Here is an 18125-nt window from a genome sequence, read left to right on the forward strand (position 1 = left end):
GTCGCACCTCAGCCGACGGCAGGCAGGGGCACGCCGTCGCGCTCGTTGTCCCAGATCATGTGGATGATCTTCCAGCCGTCCTCGCCCTTGTAGAGCTGAATGCTGTTGATGCCGCGGCGTTCCGCCACCGCATCGCCGGGCGCGTGGCGGGCCTCGTAGGCGCTCCAGACATGGGCGATGTTGCCGAACACGCGGATCTCCCGCCCGGTCTCCACCTCGAAGAAATCCATCTCCGCCAGCAGAGCGTCCGCGTTGGCACGGTACTCCGCCAGTGAGAAAGACAGCCGCCACGGCGCGCCCTGCGCATCCACGCCCGTGCGGATCTGGCGGCAGTCGGGATGGAAGACATCGTCCTGTGTCGACCAGTCGCGCGGGCCCGCCAGACCCGAGATCATCGCGTACATGGCATCCACCACCGCACCGATCGCTGCGTCGTCCATCGCTCGCTCCTCTTGTCGGAAGGTCGCCAGCCTATCAGTCCAGCCGCTTGCGGAACCGCAGGATCGCCGCCGTCATCATCACCGTGGTGAAGGCCAGCAACGCGAGCACGTCCGGCCACAGCTCCCACAGGCTGGCACCGCGCAGCATCACGCCGCGGATCAGGCGCAGGAAGTGGGTCAGCGGCAGCGCCTCGGCGATCCACTGCACGACCTTCGGCATGCCGGCGAAGGGAAACATGAAGCCGGACAGCAGGATCGATGGCAGGAAGATGAAGAACGTCATCTGCATTGCCTGGAACTGCGATTTGGCGCCGGTGGAGATCAGCAGGCCGAGCGTCAGGTTCGCGATGATCAGCAGGCAGGCGGCGATGTACACGTGCAGCAGGCTGCCGCCCAGCGGTACCTGGAACAGCCACATGCCCAGCGCCAGCACCACCGTGGTCTGGACGAAACCGATGGCCACGTAGGGCAACACCTTGCCGATCATCAGTTCCGCGCTGCTGACGGGCGTGGCGATCAGCAGTTCCATGTTGCCGCGCTCGCGTTCGCGCACGATGGCCACGCCGGTGAACAGCACCATCGTCATCGTCAGGATCACGCCGATCAGCCCCGGCACGATGTTCACCGCCGAGCGCCGCTGCGGGTTGTAGAAGCCGACCACGCTGATCGTGCGCGTCGCCAGCGGGCTGCTGCTGCCGTCCAGCGGCATCTGCGCCAGTTGCGCGGCGGCGCTCTGCACGGCGTTGTCGCTGCCGTCGACGAAGATCTGCACGGCTTCGCGGCCTTCCGCACGGCGGCGCTCGTAGTCCGGCGGGATCACCACGCCGATGCTGATCTCGCCCCGGCGCATCGCCTGCACGAGTTCCTGCGGCGTCGCAGCTTCCTTCGTCGGGGTGACCACGCCGGTGGCGACGATATCCATCACCAGCGCGCGCGACGCGGCCGTGCGCGACTGGTCGGCGATGCCGGCGGACAGGTCGCGCAGGTTGGTGTTGATCGCGTAACCGAACAACAGCAACTGCATCACCGGGATGCCCACGATCATCGCCAGCGTGATGCGGTCGCGCCGCATCTGCCGCAGTTCCTTCACCATCACGGCCATCAGGCGGCGGAACTTCATGCGGCCTCCTCGCGCGCCGGCTGGCCGCGCGTGGCGGAGACGAACACGTCTTCCAGATTGGCCGGCGCCGCCGACACCTCCGCGCTGATGCCAGCCGTGCGCAGGCCCTGTGCGATGCGGTCCGCGGCCTGTCCATTCTCGGCCAGCAGCACGCGCAGCACGTTGCCGATCTGCGCCACGCTGATCACGCCGGGCAGGCCGACGAGGACTTTCTGCGCCTGGCGCGGCTCCGGCGCTTCCACGACCAGCGTGCGTCCGGCGAGCTCCCCCGTCAGCGCATCGGGCGTGCCGTCCGCCACCAGCACCCCACGATCGAGGATGGCGATGCGATGGCAGCGCTCGGCCTCGTCCATGTAGTGCGTGGACACCAGCAGCGTGGTGCCGGCGTCGGCGAGCTCGAAGAGCTTTTCCCAGAAATCGCGGCGCGATTCGGGATCGACCGCGCTGGTCGGTTCATCGAGGAACAGCAGCTCCGGCGAATGGATCACCGCGCCCGCGAGCGCGAGGCGCTGCTTCTGCCCGCCGCTCATCGTGCCGGCCAGTTGCTTCTGCCGGTCCTGGAAGTGGTACTGCTCGACCAGTTCATCGATGCGACGCCGCGCCTGCGCACGCGGGATGTCCTGCACCGCGGCGAGGAACTCGAGGTTCTCGCGGACAGTGAGGTCTTCGAACAGCGAGAATTTCTGCGTCATGTAGCCAATGCGCGTACGCAGCTGCTCGGCTTGTTCCGGGATGCGCAGGCCCAGCACTTCGATGGCGCCCGCGGTCGGCGTCAGCAAGCCACACAACATGCGGATGGTGGTGGACTTGCCGGAACCATTCGGCCCAAGGAAGCCGTAGACATTTCTACGCGGCACCTGGAGGTCGACGCCGTTCACCGCAACCAACGCACCGAAGCGCTTGGTCAGCCCGCGGACGCGGATCGCCATTCCCTCGTCATTCGTCGCCATCGGACACCACATGCAGCGGCGCGCCTACCGGAAGGCTGGCGGCGTCCTTGCCCAGGCTGATTTCAGCGAGGTAACTCAGGCGCGCGGCGTCCTGACCGGTCAGCGCGAAGTACGGCGTGAAGCTGGGCTCGCTCCGGATCATCCGCACGCGGCCCGCGTGTGTCGCACTCTCGCCCTCCAGGCGCACGCGCACGGTGTCGCCGACTTTCAGCCGGTTGCGCATCGCCTGCGGCAGGTACACGCGCGCATACGGCGCATCGCCGACCAGCATGACCGCAAGGGGCGCACCGACCGGTGCCTGGTCACCCAGCTTGTACGGAAGGCTGTCGATGCGGCCCGCACGTGGCGCGACGATGGTGAGCTTTTCCAGTGTCACCGCCTGCACACGCGCCTGTGCATCGGCCGAAGCGGCGGCAGCCTCGCCCTGGGCGACCTGCTCGACGCGCGTGCCGCGCTGCAACTCCAGCAGCGCAGCCTGCGCCACGCGCACCTGCGCCTGCGCGCTCTGCGATGCCGCGCGCGCACGATCCACCTCGGAAGCCGCCACCAGGCGCTGGCGCCCCAGCGGTTGCAAGCGCGCGTAATAGGCATCCGCATCCCGGACTTGTGCCTGCGCAGCGGCCAGGCTGGCACGCGCCTGGGCGATGGCCTCGACGCGTGGGCCGGCGCGCAGTTCTGCCAGGGCTTCGCGACTCTGCGTGGCTTGCGCCTGTGCGGCGGCCAGTTGCGACTGGGTGCGCGCCAGTTCGAGCTGCAGCAACGGCGCGCCTGCGGCCACCTGCTGGCCTTCGCGCACGTCGATGCGCACGATCTTCTCGGCGACCGGCGACGGCAGCGTCACCCGGTCCCACTCCAGCGTGCCGAGCGCCTGCGGCGCATCCGGCTTGCAGCCGGCCAGCACCATCAGCGCGATCGCGAGGGTCGCGCGGGTCGGTTCATTTCGCATGGTCGAGCTCCAGGCCGCGGTCCAGCAGCACCAGCGTGTGCCGACGCAGGTCGTCGAAATCGATATCGTCGGCGCCGAACAACTGGCGCCAGATCGGTGCGCTCGCCATCGGGAACATGGTCAGCCCGATCAGCGACACCATCAGCAGGCGGGGATCGAGGTCCGGGTTGAGCCGTCCGGCCTGCTGTGCGGCGGCGAAACGACCCGCCATCATCTTCGGGAGCAGCGGGCCGACCTGGCCGATCATCACCTCGCGCAGCGCGCCGCCCTCGCACAGGATTTCGCGCACCCACAGGGTCGGCAGCCAGGGATGCTGCGCGACCACGCCGCCGATGCCCTGCACGAACCCGGCCACCAGCCCCGCCACGTCGCCCTCACCCGCCTGCATCACCGGGGTGCGCATCTGCGCCACCACCGGCAGCAGCCGCTCGGCCACGACCGCCGCTTGCAACTGGGCCTTGTCACCGAAGTAGTAGTGCACCAGCGCCGGAGTCACGTGGGCTTCGCTGGCGATATCGCGCAGGGAGCTGGCGGCGATTCCCTTCCTGACGAAACAGCCCAGCGCGGCGTCTAGCAGCGTCTCGCGGAGATCAGCGGATTCGGCGGTCGGGCGACGGCCGCGCGCGCGCTTGCGCGGCGTGGCGGTCGTTGTGCCGTTGGCGGCCATGTCGGTCTTGGGTGGTTTCGAAGAGGTCATGACTTTATTTAATTTATGATTTAATTAAATTTCAAGCGACATCCGACGAGCGGCGCGTGATGGTCCGACTCATCGCCGCCGGGTTACGCTGCCGCCCGTCCTTGTATCCAACGGAATCGCCGCCATTTCCCCTGACAGCCCGCGCCTGTGGGTGTTCACCCTGGAAGCCCGTCCGCAGCCCGACAGCCCTGATTTCGCGGAAGCCGGCGGGGCCTTCGTCACCTGCTACCTGCGCCCGGATTTCGTGCCGGATCCGATGCATCGCGCCATCGCCTTCGTCCGCGAACAGGGATGGGAGGTCGTCGCCGTGGAGGACGAACCCGTGCGGATCGAGCGCCATGACGCGCCGGAGGAGGAACACTTCGACCAGGCCCTCGTCGACGACGAGGTCTACGTCTTCCACCAGTGGCCGGTGGACGACGCGGACGAGCACACCCGTCACTAGCGCCACGCCTTGAGACCCCTGCCTGCCCCATGACCGCACCCAGCCACCACGAATTCACCCTGCAACCCGAGAACGTCGAGCGCCTGGCCAACCTGGCCGGTCCGTTCGATGCGCACCTGCGCCAGATAGAACTGCGCCTGGGCGTGGAGATCGCCAACCGCGGCGCCATCTTCCGCGTCACCGGGCCGGAGAAGTCCGCTGCGGCGGCAGAGAAGCTGCTGCATGCGCTGTACGAGGAAACCGCCAGCGAGACCTTCGACAGCGAAGCCATCCACCTGCGACTGAACGCCGCCAACGTCGACCGCATCGCCGACGAGGACTACCAGCCGCAGGACGTGGCCATCAAGGTCAAGCGCGGCACGGTGCGCGGCCGTGGCGCCAACCAGGCCAAGTACCTGCATGCCATCGCCACCCACGACATCAACTTCGGCATCGGTCCGGCCGGCACCGGCAAGACGTTCCTGGCCGTGGCCAGCGCCGTCGAAGCGTTGAACGAATCGCGCGTGCAGCGGTTGATCCTGGTGCGCCCGGCGGTGGAGGCCGGCGAGAAGCTCGGCTTCCTGCCCGGCGACCTCACCCAGAAAGTCGACCCCTATCTGCGCCCGCTGTACGACGCGCTGTACGAGATGCTCGGCGTGGAAAAGGTGGTCAAGCTGCTGGAGAAGAACGTCATCGAGATCGCCCCGCTGGCCTACATGCGCGGCCGCACGCTCAACGACGCGTTCGTGATCCTGGACGAAGCGCAGAACACCACCATCGAACAGATGAAGATGTTCCTGACGCGCATCGGATACGGGAGCACCGCCGTCGTCACCGGCGACCTGACCCAGATCGACCTGCCCAAGCACCAGAAATCCGGCCTGAAGGACGCGCTGGAGGTACTGCGCGGCGTGGACGGCATTTCGTTCAACTTCTTCACCAGTCGCGACGTCGTGCGCCATCCGCTGGTGGCGAAGATCGTGCGGGCTTACGATGCACGCGACGGCAAGGACGCGGAGACGGAACCGGCCGCGTGACGACCGCAGTCGAGCTTGCCCGACTGCTTTGCCCCGCAGGATGATGGCGCCACGAGCAGTCGAGCGGGCTCGACTCTACCGAGACATACCCCATGACCCAAGGTCCCGTCCGCCTCGAAGTCGCCGTGAACTACGCCCTGCCGCGTGTCGGCATCCCGTCCGCGGTGAGTTTCCGCAAGTGGGTGGCGGCGGCGCTGAAGGGCCGCATCCGTGAGGCGGACCTGGCCATCCGCATTGTCGACAGCAAGGAAGGCCGCGCGCTCAACCGGCATTACCGCGGGCGCGACTATGCGACCAACGTGCTGAGCTTCCCGGCGGAGATGGCGGAAGGCGTCAAACTGCCGAAGGGCGTGAAGATGCCGCTGCTCGGCGACCTGGTGATCTGCGCGCCGGTCGTCGCGCGCGAAGCGAAGGAACAGAAGAAGCCACTCGCCGCGCATTACGCCCACATGACCGTGCACGGGACGCTGCACCTGCTCGGCTGGGACCACGAGGACGACAAGGAAGCCGAATGCATGGAACAGCTCGAGCGCGGGATCCTGGCCGAACTCGGCATCGCCGACCCCTATGCGGAAGACTGATCGCATGCGTCGCACGTCCTTGTCCGCCCCGTTGCTGGCGCTGCTGCTCCCGCTGTCCGCCGCCGCGCAGGACGCATCCGTCGACCTCGCCGCCCTGATCGAATGCCGTGGCGACCTGGCCCGGCTCATGGCGTTGGCGCCGGCGCTTGAAGACCCGTTGAAGGCGGTCGCCCAGGGCTGGCAGCCGTTGCCGCAGGCGAACATGTTCATGACCGAATACCGGCTGGCGTCGCCGATCCGCGTGTTCGGGCACCAGACAGCCCACATCGCGTTTTCCGGCGGTGGCGTGGTCGCCCTGCTGGACCTGCCCGATCCACGCCCCCTGGCCAGGCAACTGGCGCTGGAGACCGCCATCGACACGCCCGAGAAGGCGATGTTCGGCAAGGAAGTCCGCAGCGAGGAAACCCTCGACCCGGACACCGGCAAGGTCATGATCGACTCGGCGGTGCTCAACGTCAGCAACGTGTCGTCGCACCCGGGCAAGACCCTCGTCGGCTGCAGTTACAGCCTGGACATGCTGGAGGACGAGCCCGCGGACACGCCTGCCGACCCCGGCCAAGCGCCTGCGCCAGCGGTCCAACCGGGTTAGACTGGCCGCCACGCCCCGCACGGGCGACCTTTCCGAAGAGATGTCAGAAGACGACAGTACCCTCGCGCCGGATGGCTCCGACAAACCGTCGGAGAAGCGGCGCACCTGGCTGGACCGCCTCAGCTCGGCGTTTTCCGGCGAACCCAGCACACGCGACGATCTGGTGGCCATCCTGCGCGATGCACAGTCCGACGGCCTGATCGCGGGCGACACCCTGAAGATGATGGAAGGCGCCATCGCGGTCGCCGACCTGACCGTGGGCGACGTCATGGTGCCGCGCGCGCAGATGGTCTCGCTGCCGGTGGAGGCGCGCTTCCTTGATCTGATGAAGGATGTGGTGGAGTCCGGCCATTCGCGCTTCCCGGTACATGGCGAGAACAAGGACGAGATCCTTGGCATCCTGCTGGCCAAGGACCTGCTGCGCGGCGTCGTCGCCGACAATGGCCCGGGCAGCGTGCGCGAGTTGCTGAGGCCCGCGGTGCTCATTCCCGAATCCAAGAAACTCAACCTGCTGCTGAAGGAGTTCCGGCTGTCGCGCAACCACATGGCGATCGTCGTGGACGAGTACGGCGGCGTGGCGGGCTTGGTGACCATCGAGGACGTGCTGGAGCAGATCGTCGGCGAGATCGACGACGAACACGATGACGCGGAGGACGGTGCCGCACTGATCGCGGCGCAGGCCGACGGCCAGTTCGTCGTTGATGCCTTGACGCCGATCGCCGATTTCAACGAGCGCTTCGGCGCCGACTTCCTCGACGACGAATACGACACGGTCGGCGGCCTGGTCACCGCCGCCATCGGCCACCTCCCGGAAACCGGCGAGGAACTGACACTCGGGCGCTTCATGTTCCGCGTGGCGCGTGCCGATGCGCGGCGCGTGCACGCCTTCCACGTCGGCGTGCTGGCCGATGCGTAGCGCGGCCACGCGCCTGGCGCTGCTGGGCGCACTGTGGTTGCTGGCGGCGACGGCATGGGCGGCACCGCGGATCGGCGTGGCGACGATGCAGCCGGGCGAGGTGTTCTTCGAGCGCTTCGGCCACAACGCCATCGTGGTGATCGATCCCGCCAGCGGCGATGCGATCTCGTACAACTTCGGCTTCTTCGATCCGGGCGAAGCGGACTTCGTTGGCAACTTCGCCCGCGGCCACATGATGTATTACCTGGTCGCACTGCCGTTCGAACAGGACCTGACGCAGTACCGCGACAGCGGACGCGGCGTGTCGCTGCAGTGGCTGGACATCGAGCCCGAGCAGGCGCAGGCGCTGGCCGATGCGTTGGCCGAACGGGCCAAGCCCGAGAACGCGCGCTACCGCTACGACTACTTCACCTCCAACTGCTCCACCCAGGTGCGCGACGCGCTGGACGCCGCGCTCGGTGGCCGGCTGAAATCCCAGCTGGCCGGACGCTCGCGCGGCAACACGTTCCGCAGCGAGGCCGTGCGGCTCGCCTCGCCGGCGACGTGGATGTGGCTGGGCTTCGACCTCGGGCTGGGTCCGAATGCGGACAAGCCCATGTCGCGATGGGAGGAAGCGTTCGTGCCGATGCGCCTCGCCGACAGCCTGCGCGAGGCGAAGAATGCCGCGGGTCGACCGCTGGTGCAGTCGGAGATGCAGTTGCTGCCGCACCGCATCGCGGCAGAGCCTGTCGAGACGCCCCGCCGCTGGCTGCCGTGGCTGGGTGCGGGCGTGCTGGTTGCGATCGTCATGGCACTGGCGGGTCGACGCTGGCCGCGCGCGCTCGTCGCCGTGGCGCTGCCGTTCTGGCTCGTCTGCTTCATCGGCGGCTCGCTGCTGGTCTATCTGTGGGGTTTCAGCGACCACTGGGCCGCGTGGGCGAACCGCAATCTGCTGCTGCTCAATCCGTTGTGCGTGCTGCTCATCCCCGGCGCAATTGCCGTGCTGCGCCGCCGCACGCCGCCGCGCTGGTTCGGTTGGTTGCTCGTGGCCATCGGCGCGGGTGCGCTGGCCGCGTGGTTCCTGCACTGGCTGCCGTTGCGGCTGCAATACAACCAGACCTGGATCGCCCTGCTGCTGCCGGTGCACCTGGCGCTTGCATACGTATTCATGCCGCGACGCTTGTCGCACTGAGCCCCGCCACGCACGATGCGGCCCTCTGCCTATCGCGAGGGTCGCATGCTCCGTTTCCTCTCCACGTTTGTCGTGCCCCTGACGGTCGTGTTCGCCGTCGCCGCCTCCGCGCACGCCGGCCCCGGCCCACGCGTCACCTCGCCGGACGGTTCCCTCATCGTCGAGCTGTCCACCGACAACGATGGCCGCCCCGCGTACGCGGTATCGCGCAAGGGCCAGCCGGTCATCGCACCGTCGCGGCTCGGCTTCCTGCTGCTGGACGCGCCGAAGTTCGAGCGCAACATCGAGATCGTGCAGCCGCGTACGCGCGCGTTCGACGAAACGTGGGAGCAGCCCTGGGGCGAGCGCCGCTTCATCCGCAACCACTTCAACGAACTGACGGTCACGCTGAAGGAGAAGGCCAAGCCCTTCCGCAGCTTCGACGTGGTATTTCGCGTGTTCGACGACGGCGTCGGCTTCCGCTATCGCTTCCCGAAGCAGCCCGGCCTGGAGCAGGTGAAGATCAGCGAGGAGCTGACCGAGTTCTCGCTGGCCCGTGACGCGACCGCGTGGTGGATTCCCGCCGGGGAATGGAACCGCGAGGAATACCTGTACCACCGCACGCCCGTGCAGCAGGTCGGCGATGCGCAGACGCCGATCACGTTCAAGTTCGAGGACGGCACCCACCTCTCGATCCACGAAGCCGCGCTGGTCGACTACAGCGGCATGAACCTGACCCGCGTCGAAGACCGCAAGCTGAAAGCCGCCCTGACACCGGGCATCGGCGAAGGCAAGGTGGTGCGCGCCGCGCCGTTCGACACGCCCTGGCGGACGCTGCTTCTGAGCGATGACGCCGCCGGTTTGGCGATGTCGTCCCTGACCCTCAACCTCAACGAGCCCAACGCGCTCGGCGACGTGTCGTGGGTGAAGCCGATGAAGTACGTCGGCGTGTGGTGGGAGATGCACCTGGAGCTGAAGAGCTGGGCGTCCGGCCCCAAGCACGGCGCCACCAACGAGAACGTCCGCAAGCACATCGATTTCGCCGCGAAGCACGGTTTCGGCGGCGTGCTCGTCGAAGGCTGGAACGTGGGCTGGGACGGCGACTGGTTCGGCAACGGCGAGGATTTCAGCTTCACGAAGTCGTATCCCGACTTCGACCTCGAAGCGCTGAGCCGCTACGCCCGTTCGAAGAACGTGGTGCTGATCGGCCACCACGAGACCTCGGGCAACGCCGCGCACTACGAGTCGCAACTCGATGCCGCGTTCGACCTGTACCAGCGCGTCGGCGTGCCTGCGGTGAAGACCGGCTATGTGGCCGATGCCAGCCAGGCCAAGGTCACCGGCACCGACGGCAAGCGCCACTATGCGTGGCACGAAGGCCAGGACATGGCGCGCCACCACCTGAAGGTGGTGACCGAGGCGGCGAAGCGCCATATCGCCGTCAATCCGCACGAGCCGATCAAGGACAGCGGCCTGCGCCGCACGTATCCGAACTGGATCACCCGAGAAGGCGCGCGCGGCATGGAGTTCAGCGCCTGGGGCCAGCCCGGCAATCCGCCGGAGCACGAGGCCAACCTGGTGTTCACCCGCCTGCTCGCCGGGCCGATGGACTACACGCCCGGCATCTTCGGCATGAAGACGCGCTCCACCGACGGCATTGCCACCACCTGGGCCAAGCAGCTCTCGCTGTATGTCGTCATCTACAGCCCGCTGCAGATGGCCGCGGATCTCCTCGAGAACTACGAGAAGAACCCGGCGCCGTTCCAGTTCATCAAGGACGTGCCGGTGGACTGGGACGACACCCGCGTGCTGAACGGTGAAGTGGGCGACTACGTGACCATCGCCCGCAAGGAGCGCGGCGGCCCGAACTGGTATCTGGGTTCGCTGACCGACGAGGACGGACGCACGCTGACCGTGCCGCTCTCCTTCCTCGACGAAGGCCGCCGTTACACCGCACAGATCTACCGCGACGGCGACAAGGCGAACTGGAAGACCGCGCCGCAGGACATCGCGATCGAGGAGCGCAGCGTGACGCGTGGCGACACGCTGACGCTGAAGCTGGCACCGGGTGGCGGCCAGGCGATCCGCTTCGTCGCCCAGTGAAGTGGACCTGGTTGTGGGAGCGACGTAAGTCGCGAACCGGGATCAGCGATGTACTGGACCGGCCATCGCGACTGACGTCGCTCCCACAACAGCGGACCGGGCTTGTCGGACGCGGCTCCGTGGCGCACGATTCCCGCCATGAATGATCTCGCGACCGTCGACACGAAGCCCGCCCTGCCCCAGTGCGTCATCAACTGCGTGGTATACGACAAAGGCGGGAAGCGACGCGATATCAGCCTGGACGAGATCAGCGATGTGCTGGCCGTCGACGACGGCAGCTTCATCTGGGTGGGCCTGTACGAACCGGCGGACACCATCCTGGAGAAACTGCAGGAGGAATTCTGCCTGCACGACCTCGCCGTCGAGGACGCGCAGAACGCGCACCAGCGCCCGAAGCTGGAGGCCTACGGCAACTCGCTGTTCGTGGCCGTGCATACCGCGCAGGTGGTGGACGACCGCATCAGGTTCGGCGAAACCCACGCCTTCCTCGGCCCGCGCTACCTGGTGACCGTGCGCCACGGCGCGTCGCTATCGTATGCGCCGGTGCGCGAACGCGTGCAGCGCGAACCCGACCTGCTCGCGCTCGGTCCGTCGTATGGACTCTATGCGGTGCTCGACTACATCGTCGACAACTACCGGCCGATCATCGACCAGTTCAAGCAGACGCTGGACACGCTGGAGAAGGACATCTTCGCCGACACTTATCGCCGGGTGACGGTGGTGAAGCTGTACGAACTGAAGCGCGAGCTGACCCAGATGCGTCTGGCGGTGGCGCCGCTGCAGGACGTGCTGGCGCAGCTGACCCGCTCGCAGAGCACGCTGATCCCCGAAGAGGTGCGGCTGTACTTCCGCGACGTGCAGGACCATGTGCTGCGTGTCAACGAATACACCGACACGCTGCGCGAAATGCTGACGACGGCACTCAGCGTGAACCTCTCGCTGGTGACGCTGGCCCAGGGCGAGATCGTCAAACGCCTGGGTGCCTGGGCCGCGCTGCTCGCCGCGCCCACCCTGATCACCAGCTGGTACGGCATGAACTTCGAGCACATGCCGGAACTCGGCGGACGCTTCGCCTACCCCGTCCTGATCGCGGGCGTGGCGCTGGCGTGTTTCGGCCTGTACCGACTGTTCAAGCGCTCTCGCTGGCTCTGATGCCAGTACGCCTGCGGACTGCGACCAAAGTCGAAGGCTGAATCGGCCATTACGGATTGACCGGCCTCGTGCATGGGGCGACCCTTGTCCCGACTTGTCGGAGGGTTCCCGAATGAACGGTTTTTCCAAGATCGGTTGGGCAGCGCTCGCGCTGCTCGGCGCGGTGTGCCTGGGCGTGGTGGCACTGCGCCAGGGCGAGCAGATCAGCGCGCTGTGGATCGTCGTGGCGGCGGTGTCCATCTACCTGGTGGCGTACCGCTACTACAGCCTGTACATCGCGAAGAACGTGATGGGGCTGGATCCCACCCGCGCGACCCCCGCCCACATCCACAACGATGGCCTGGACTACGTGCCCACCAACAAGCACGTGCTGTTCGGCCACCACTTCGCCGCCATCGCAGGCGCCGGGCCGCTGGTGGGCCCGGTGCTCGCCGCGCAGATGGGCTACCTGCCCGGCATGCTCTGGCTGATCGCCGGCGTGGTGCTTGCGGGTGCAGTGCAGGACTTCATGGTCCTGTTCATCTCCAGTCGCCGCAACGGCCGCTCGCTCGGTGATCTGGTCCGCGAGGAAATGGGCCAGGTCGCCGGCACCATCGCGCTGTTCGGCGCCTTCCTGATCATGATCATCATCCTGGCGGTGCTGGCGATGATCGTGGTGAAGGCGCTGGCCGAAAGCCCGTGGGGCATGTTCACGGTGATCGCCACGATGCCCATTGCGATCTTCATGGGCATCTACATGCGCTACATCCGCCCGGGGAAGATCGGCGAGATCTCGGTGGTCGGCATCATCCTGCTGCTGCTGGCCATCTGGTTCGGCGGCAAGGTCGGCGCGCATCCCACGTGGGGCCCGGCGCTCACCTTCACCGGCACCCAGATCACCTGGATGCTGATCGGCTACGGTTTCGTCGCCGCCGTGCTGCCCGTGTGGCTGCTGCTGGCGCCGCGCGACTACCTGTCGACCTTCCTCAAGATCGGCGTGATCGTCGCGCTGGCCATCGGCATCGTCATCGCCAGCCCGGAAGTGACCTCGCTGAAGATGCCGGCGTTCACGCAGTTCGCCAGCACCGGCGATGGCCCGGTGTGGAAGGGCGGCCTGTTCCCGTTCCTGTTCATCACCATCGCCTGCGGTGCGGTGTCTGGCTTCCATGCGCTGATTTCCTCGGGCACTACGCCCAAGCTGCTGGCCAATGAAACGCATGCGCGTTACATCGGCTACGGCGGCATGCTGATGGAATCCTTCGTCGCCATCATGGCGCTGGTCGCCGCCTCGATCATCGAGCCGGGTGTGTACTTCGCCATGAACAGCCCGGCTGCGGCCATCGGCACGACCGCGGTGGACGTGGCCGCGAAGGTCAGCAGCTGGGGCTTCGTGGTGACGCCCGAGATGCTGACGCAGACCGCGCAGAACATCGGCGAAGGCACGATCATCTCGCGCGCCGGTGGCGCACCGACGCTCGCGGTGGGCATCGCGGTGATCCTGCACGACGCGCTGCCGGGCGGCGACGCGATGATGGCGTTCTGGTACCACTTCGCCATCCTGTTCGAAGCGCTCTTCATCCTGACCGCGGTGGATGCGGGCACGCGTGCCGGCCGCTTCATGCTGCAGGACCTGCTGGGCAACTTCATTCCGCCGCTGCGCAAGACGGACTCCTGGGGCGCGAACGTCATCGGCACCGCCGGCTGCGTCGCGCTGTGGGGTTACTTCCTGTACCAGGGCGTGGTCGATCCGCTGGGCGGCATCAACACGCTGTGGCCGCTGTTCGGCATCGCCAACCAGATGCTCGCCGGTATCGCGCTGATGCTGTGCACGGTGGTGCTGTTCAAGATGAAGCGCGACCGCTACGCGTGGGTCACCGTCGTCCCCGCGATCTGGCTGCTGATCTGCACGACCTACGCGGGCCTGATCAAGATCTTCGACAGCAACCCCGCGGTCGGCTTCGTCGCCCAGGCGAAGAAGTACCAGGCCTCCATCGCCGACGGCCAGCTGCTCGGCGCGGCCAAGAGCATGGGTCAGATGCACCAGGTGGTGATCAACAGCTACGTGAACACCGGCCTGACCGTGCTGTTCCTGTTCGTGGTGTTCAGCGTGTTGCTGTATGCGGTCAAGGCGATCCTGAAGGCGCGCGCCAGCAGCGTGCGTACCGATCGCGAGTCGCCGTACGTCGCGCTGACCGACGAACAGCAGAAGGCCTGGCTGTAAGCCATGGGCACGGAACTCGTTCCGCTCTCGCACTTCGCCACGCACAAGCGTGTGTGGCGGAGGCTGGTGCAGACCGCGCGGCTATGCTGCGGCGTGCCGGACTACGACAACTACGTCCGGCACGTGCTGGAGAAGCACCCGGACCGCGAGCCGATGGATTACAAGACGTTCTTCCGCGAACGGCAGGAAGCGCGATTCGGCGGCAGGAGCGGGTTCCGCTGCTGCTGATCGATTCCGGCAGGCAAACAAGAAAGGGCGAAGCCAGTGGCTTCGCCCTTTTTCCATTGCTCCCTTGTAGGAGCGACGTAAGTCGCGACGTTGATGCTTCCGGTCGCGACTTACGTCGCTCCTACAGAAAAGCGTGCGTCAACCCTGCCCCGCCATTGCGCGCAAGCCAACGCCGACCGCGTACGCCGCCACCGTTCCAGTCGCATAGCCCAGCGCACCCAGCAACGCACCGACCGGCGCGAGCGAGGGATGGAACACCGACGCCACCACCGGGGCCGATGCCGGCCCGCCGATATTGCTCTGCGAGCCCATCGCGAAATAGAAGAACGGCACGCGCAGCAGCTTGGCGAGGAGCACGAGCAGCGCGATGTGCACCAGGATCCAGATCAGTCCCAACGCCAGCAGCCAAGGCTTGTCGGCAAGCGAGCCGATGTCCATCTGCATGCCGATGCAGGCGATCAGGATGTACAGGAACAAGGCGCCGATCTTTGACGCGCCCGCGCCATCCAACGTACGCGCACGCGTCAGGCTCAGGCCAAGACCGATCAGCGTGGAGAGCACGACGACCCACACGAAGGGCTCGTGCAGACTGACCTGCTTCGCCCACGAGACGTTCTCGGCGAACCAGGACGATGCCGGTCCCGCAATGGCGTGAGACAGGCCGACCGCGCCGAAGGCGATGCCGAGGATGACCATGAGGTCGGACAATGACGCGACACGTTCGTGCTGCTTCTGATAGCTGGCGAGCCGTTGCTTCAGGTCTTCGATGGCGCGCGTATCCGCACCCGTGCGTGCATCGATCGCCTGCGCGCGGTTGGCGAGGAAGATCAACACGGCCATCCAGACGTAACCAACAGAAACATCGACGACGACGAACTGTCCGAAGGTCGTTTCATTGACATCGAAGATCTCCTTCATCGCCAGCATGTTGGCGCCGCCACCGATCCAACTGCCTGCCAACGCGGCCATGCCGCCCCAGGTGTCGCCGGCGACGGTTTCCGGGTGAATCAACCCCATCAGCCAGAATGCCGCCCAGGCGCCAATCATGATGCTGATCGACGCACCCGCATACATCACCAGCAATTTCGGCCCCAGTTTCAGCACGCCCTTCAGGTCGATGGTCAGCGTCAGCAACACCAATGCCGCAGGCAGCAGTACGCGGCTCGCGACCGGGTTGTAGAGCTTGCTGGCGGCGCCGTCGATCAGGCCGACGCTGTTGAAAATGCCGGGAATGAAGTAGCACAGCAGGAGCGCGGGCACGTACGTGTAGAACTTCTTGAAGAAGCCCGTCTCGCGCGAGGACGTCCAGAACACCACGCCCAGCGTGGCGGCGATCAGGCCGAACAGGACGATATCGTTCTGGATGAGCGCAGTGGAAGGTTCGGTGGCTTCGATCGCCATCGGCGGGTCTCCTTCAGTCAAAGAAAAAGGGCCGGCATGACCGGCCCTTTCGAGAAAGCGTCAGCGGCCGATGTGCTGCTTCAGCCACGCATTGACGGTGTCGTGCCACAGGATGCTGTTCTGCGGCTTGAGCACCCAGTGGTTCTCGTCGGGGAAGTACAGCAGCTTGGATTCGATGCCCTTGCGCTGCAGCGCGGTGAACGTGGAAAGGCCCTGGTCCACCGGCACGCGGTAGTCCTTCTCGCCCTGCACCACCAGCATCGGCACTCGCCACTTGGCGATGTGGTTGACCGGATTGAACTTCTCGATGTTCTTCGGCACGTCGTACGGGGTGCCGCCGTTCTCCCACTCGGTGAACCACAGCTCCTCGGTGACGTAGGCCATCGAGCGGATGTCGAACACGCCGTCGTGGTTGACCAGACACTTCCACGGCTCGTTCCAGTTGCCGGCGATCCAGTTGATCATGTAACCGCCGTAGCTGGCGCCCAGCGCGCAGGCGTTCTTGCCGTCGAGGAAGGCGTACTGCTTCTGCGCCGCCGCCCAGCCCTTCTGCAGGTCTTCCAGCGGGCGATCGCCCCAGTGCTGGCTGATCGCATCGGTGAAGGCTTGTCCGTAACCGGTCGAGCCGTGGAAATCGATCATCACCACCGCGTAGCCCTGGCCTGCGTAGGTCTGAGGGTTCCAGCGATAGCTCCAACCATTGCCGAAGCTGCCCTGCGGGCCGCCGTGGATCAGGAACGCCACCGGGTACTTCTTCCCTTCCACGTAGTCGTGCGGCTTGACCACGTAGCCGTGCACGGTCTCGTTGTTCCAGCCCTTGAAGTTGAACTGTTCGAAGTCGCCGAACGAGACATCCTTCAGGACCTCATCGGCGCTGGGCGTGATGGCGCGAAGGGTGGCGCCGACATCATCGCTGGTGGCGTAGATCACGTCGCCGGACTTCAAGGTGTTGCGCGAGAACACCAGCGTCTTGCCGACCATGTCGAACGCCGAAACGCTGCCGTCGCCGACGATCTTGCGGGCTTGGCCGCTCTGGATCTCCACCGAGAAGAGCGGATGCTCGCCCATATCCTGCGCCGTGGTGTAGATCCTTTCACCGTCATCCGACAGAACGATGCTGTCGGCGCTGCGATCCCAGTTCGGTGCGATTTCGTGGACTTTTCCATTGTCCAGGTCCATCGCCATCAAGCCGAAGCGGTCGGCTTCGAAACCCGGGCGCTTCATCGCGCGGTAGAAGAGCGTCTTGCCGTCCGCACTGAACACCGGACCGGTATCCCACGCGGGATTGGCGGCGGTCAGGTTGACCGGCGCGCTGCTGCCATCCGTCGCGATCTTGTAGAGGTCGAAGTTGGTGGACCATGCTTCCGACTTGCCTGCGACACGGATGGCGGCCACGACCGAGCCGCCATCCGGCGACCAGGTGTATTCATCCGCGCCCCCGAAAGGCTTGGAAGGCGCGTCACCGTCCAGACCGTCGGTCAGCGAGGTGGCACTGGCGACCGGCTTGGCCTTGCCTGCAGGAAGCGCGGCCACGAACAGGCGGCTGCGGCGGCCGTCGGCCCAGGTATCCCAATGGCGTACGAACAGGCCGTCGTAGACCACGCCAGAGGTCTTGCGTGCGGCGGTGTCGTCGAGCTTCTTCTGCGTGCAGGCGAAGTCCGCCTTGCAGTCGGCGAAGGTGTCGGCGCTGAACAGCAGGCGCGTGCCATCCGGCGACAGCTTGTAGCTGGCGACGTCCAGCGCGAACGCCGTCAGCTGGCGCGGCGTGCCGCCGGCGACCGGAATCGAATACAGCTGCTGCACACCGGACTTGCCGCTGAGGAAGTAGATCGTCTCGCCATCTGGCGAGAACGACGGCGAGTTGACGCTCCAGCCCTCCGGCGTCAACCGCTTGGGCGGTGCCATATCGCGGGTCAGCAGGTTGCGGATCCACAGACTGCTGCTGGCCTTGACCACCTCGGCATCGACGATGCGCTTGGCGAACACGACAGTACCACCGTCCGGCGAAAGGACCGGCGACGAGACGCGGTCCAGCTTCTGCAGGTCGCGCACGTCCAGGCCGCGGGCGGCGGCGAGCGACGGCAGCGCTGCCAGCAGGCAAAGGGGCAACAGGGCGGATTTCAGCTTCATCCGGGGCTCCGGCAACAGGGAAACCCCGATGGTAGGCGCTAAGCGCGCCGGGGCGCAAAGG

17 protein-coding genes are annotated in these 18125 nt (G+C 66.4%); 10 read left to right on the top strand and 7 right to left on the bottom strand.

The genetic code is table 11. From position 1 onward, the window contains the following. Positions 1–8: 8 nt before the first annotated feature. The 5 genes from CYU89_RS03305 to CYU89_RS03325 are packed head-to-tail and all read right to left on the bottom strand — an operon-like array spanning position 9 to position 4153. A complete protein-coding gene (locus tag CYU89_RS03305; RefSeq protein ID WP_296278797.1) occupies positions 9–440 on the bottom strand; it encodes a hypothetical protein in 432 nt (143 codons plus the stop codon). Between the two features lie 34 nt (positions 441–474). Then, positions 475–1560, bottom strand: a complete 1086-nt coding sequence (locus CYU89_RS03310; protein ID WP_296278798.1) for an ABC transporter permease — start codon at positions 1558–1560, stop codon at positions 475–477. Next, positions 1557–2483 carry an ABC transporter ATP-binding protein gene (locus CYU89_RS03315; RefSeq protein WP_296278853.1) on the bottom strand — a complete coding sequence of 309 codons (927 nt, stop codon included), beginning with the start codon at positions 2481–2483 and terminating at the stop codon, positions 1557–1559. Before CYU89_RS03315 ends, CYU89_RS03310 begins: the two co-directional genes overlap by 4 nt. Positions 2484–2496: 13 nt before the next feature. Then, a complete protein-coding gene (locus CYU89_RS03320) occupies positions 2497–3456 on the bottom strand; it encodes an HlyD family secretion protein (protein ID WP_296278799.1) in 960 nt (319 codons plus the stop codon). After that, positions 3446–4153, bottom strand: a complete 708-nt coding sequence (locus CYU89_RS03325) for a TetR/AcrR family transcriptional regulator (protein ID WP_296278800.1) — start codon at positions 4151–4153, stop codon at positions 3446–3448. The genes CYU89_RS03320 and CYU89_RS03325 overlap by 11 nt, the downstream gene beginning before the upstream one ends. Positions 4154–4304: 151 nt before the next feature. Between CYU89_RS03325 and CYU89_RS03330 the strand changes: the two genes are divergently transcribed. From CYU89_RS03330 to CYU89_RS03375, 10 genes are all read left to right on the top strand, one after another. Next, a complete protein-coding gene (locus CYU89_RS03330; protein WP_296278801.1) occupies positions 4305–4598 on the top strand; it encodes a hypothetical protein in 294 nt (97 codons plus the stop codon). A gap of 29 nt (positions 4599–4627) precedes the next feature. Beyond that, complete coding sequence (locus tag CYU89_RS03335; RefSeq protein ID WP_296278802.1) at positions 4628–5614, top strand: PhoH family protein; 987 nt, start codon at positions 4628–4630, stop codon at positions 5612–5614. Between the two features lie 92 nt (positions 5615–5706). Continuing rightward, positions 5707–6195: an rRNA maturation RNase YbeY gene (gene ybeY / locus CYU89_RS03340; protein ID WP_296278803.1), complete on the top strand. Its 489-nt coding sequence runs from the start codon at positions 5707–5709 to the stop codon at positions 6193–6195. 4 nt (positions 6196–6199) lie between these two features. Further along, positions 6200–6784 carry a hypothetical protein gene (locus CYU89_RS03345; RefSeq protein ID WP_296278804.1) on the top strand — a complete coding sequence of 195 codons (585 nt, stop codon included), beginning with the start codon at positions 6200–6202 and terminating at the stop codon, positions 6782–6784. 40 nt (positions 6785–6824) lie between these two features. Next, positions 6825–7700 carry a transporter associated domain-containing protein gene (locus tag CYU89_RS03350; RefSeq protein WP_296278805.1) on the top strand — a complete coding sequence of 292 codons (876 nt, stop codon included), beginning with the start codon at positions 6825–6827 and terminating at the stop codon, positions 7698–7700. Beyond that, a complete protein-coding gene (locus tag CYU89_RS03355) occupies positions 7693–8871 on the top strand; it encodes a DUF4105 domain-containing protein (protein WP_296278806.1) in 1179 nt (392 codons plus the stop codon). The genes CYU89_RS03350 and CYU89_RS03355 overlap by 8 nt, the downstream gene beginning before the upstream one ends. 45 nt (positions 8872–8916) lie before the next feature. After that, positions 8917–10953, top strand: a complete 2037-nt coding sequence (locus CYU89_RS03360; protein ID WP_296278807.1) for a glycoside hydrolase family 97 protein — start codon at positions 8917–8919, stop codon at positions 10951–10953. Between the two features lie 138 nt (positions 10954–11091). Next, positions 11092–12105, top strand: coding sequence for a magnesium/cobalt transporter CorA (gene corA, locus CYU89_RS03365; RefSeq protein ID WP_296278808.1), 1014 nt, complete (start codon positions 11092–11094; stop codon positions 12103–12105). Between the two features lie 112 nt (positions 12106–12217). Then, positions 12218–14305 carry a carbon starvation CstA family protein gene (locus CYU89_RS03370; RefSeq protein WP_296278809.1) on the top strand — a complete coding sequence of 696 codons (2088 nt, stop codon included), beginning with the start codon at positions 12218–12220 and terminating at the stop codon, positions 14303–14305. A gap of 3 nt (positions 14306–14308) precedes the next feature. Further along, positions 14309–14533 carry a CstA-like transporter-associated (seleno)protein gene (locus CYU89_RS03375; RefSeq protein WP_142123676.1) on the top strand — a complete coding sequence of 75 codons (225 nt, stop codon included), beginning with the start codon at positions 14309–14311 and terminating at the stop codon, positions 14531–14533. A 138-nt stretch (positions 14534–14671) separates the two neighbouring features. Here CYU89_RS03375 and CYU89_RS03380 read toward each other — a convergent pair whose 3' ends face one another. Continuing rightward, positions 14672–15934: a DUF819 family protein gene (locus CYU89_RS03380; RefSeq protein ID WP_296278810.1), complete on the bottom strand. Its 1263-nt coding sequence runs from the start codon at positions 15932–15934 to the stop codon at positions 14672–14674. A gap of 60 nt (positions 15935–15994) precedes the next feature. Continuing rightward, positions 15995–18064, bottom strand: coding sequence for a S9 family peptidase (locus CYU89_RS03385; protein ID WP_296278811.1), 2070 nt, complete (start codon positions 18062–18064; stop codon positions 15995–15997). Between the last annotated feature and the right edge of the window lie 61 nt (positions 18065–18125).

The organism is Pseudoxanthomonas sp. (assembly GCF_002863005.1).
Taxonomy (GTDB): Bacteria; Pseudomonadota; Gammaproteobacteria; order Xanthomonadales; family Xanthomonadaceae; genus Pseudoxanthomonas_A.

Excerpts from the sequence above, each read along its gene's own strand:
- CYU89_RS03380 (WP_296278810.1), bottom strand. The coding sequence starts at position 15,934 with ATGGCGATCGAAGCCACCGAACCTTCCACTGCGCTCATCCAGAACGAT.
- corA (WP_296278808.1), top strand. The coding sequence starts at position 11,092 with ATGAATGATCTCGCGACCGTCGACACGAAGCCCGCCCTGCCCCAGTGC.
- CYU89_RS03385 (WP_296278811.1), bottom strand. The coding sequence starts at position 18,064 with ATGAAGCTGAAATCCGCCCTGTTGCCCCTTTGCCTGCTGGCAGCGCTG.
- CYU89_RS03360 (WP_296278807.1), top strand. The coding sequence starts at position 8,917 with ATGCTCCGTTTCCTCTCCACGTTTGTCGTGCCCCTGACGGTCGTGTTC.
- CYU89_RS03310 (WP_296278798.1), bottom strand. The coding sequence starts at position 1,560 with ATGAAGTTCCGCCGCCTGATGGCCGTGATGGTGAAGGAACTGCGGCAG.
- CYU89_RS03305 (WP_296278797.1), bottom strand. The coding sequence starts at position 440 with ATGGACGACGCAGCGATCGGTGCGGTGGTGGATGCCATGTACGCGATG.
- CYU89_RS03350 (WP_296278805.1), top strand. The coding sequence starts at position 6,825 with ATGTCAGAAGACGACAGTACCCTCGCGCCGGATGGCTCCGACAAACCG.
- CYU89_RS03370 (WP_296278809.1), top strand. The coding sequence starts at position 12,218 with ATGAACGGTTTTTCCAAGATCGGTTGGGCAGCGCTCGCGCTGCTCGGC.
- CYU89_RS03355 (WP_296278806.1), top strand. The coding sequence starts at position 7,693 with ATGCGTAGCGCGGCCACGCGCCTGGCGCTGCTGGGCGCACTGTGGTTG.
- CYU89_RS03335 (WP_296278802.1), top strand. The coding sequence starts at position 4,628 with ATGACCGCACCCAGCCACCACGAATTCACCCTGCAACCCGAGAACGTC.
- CYU89_RS03325 (WP_296278800.1), bottom strand. The coding sequence starts at position 4,153 with ATGACCTCTTCGAAACCACCCAAGACCGACATGGCCGCCAACGGCACA.
- CYU89_RS03320 (WP_296278799.1), bottom strand. The coding sequence starts at position 3,456 with ATGCGAAATGAACCGACCCGCGCGACCCTCGCGATCGCGCTGATGGTG.
- CYU89_RS03375 (WP_142123676.1), top strand. The coding sequence starts at position 14,309 with ATGGGCACGGAACTCGTTCCGCTCTCGCACTTCGCCACGCACAAGCGT.
- CYU89_RS03345 (WP_296278804.1), top strand. The coding sequence starts at position 6,200 with ATGCGTCGCACGTCCTTGTCCGCCCCGTTGCTGGCGCTGCTGCTCCCG.
- ybeY (WP_296278803.1), top strand. The coding sequence starts at position 5,707 with ATGACCCAAGGTCCCGTCCGCCTCGAAGTCGCCGTGAACTACGCCCTG.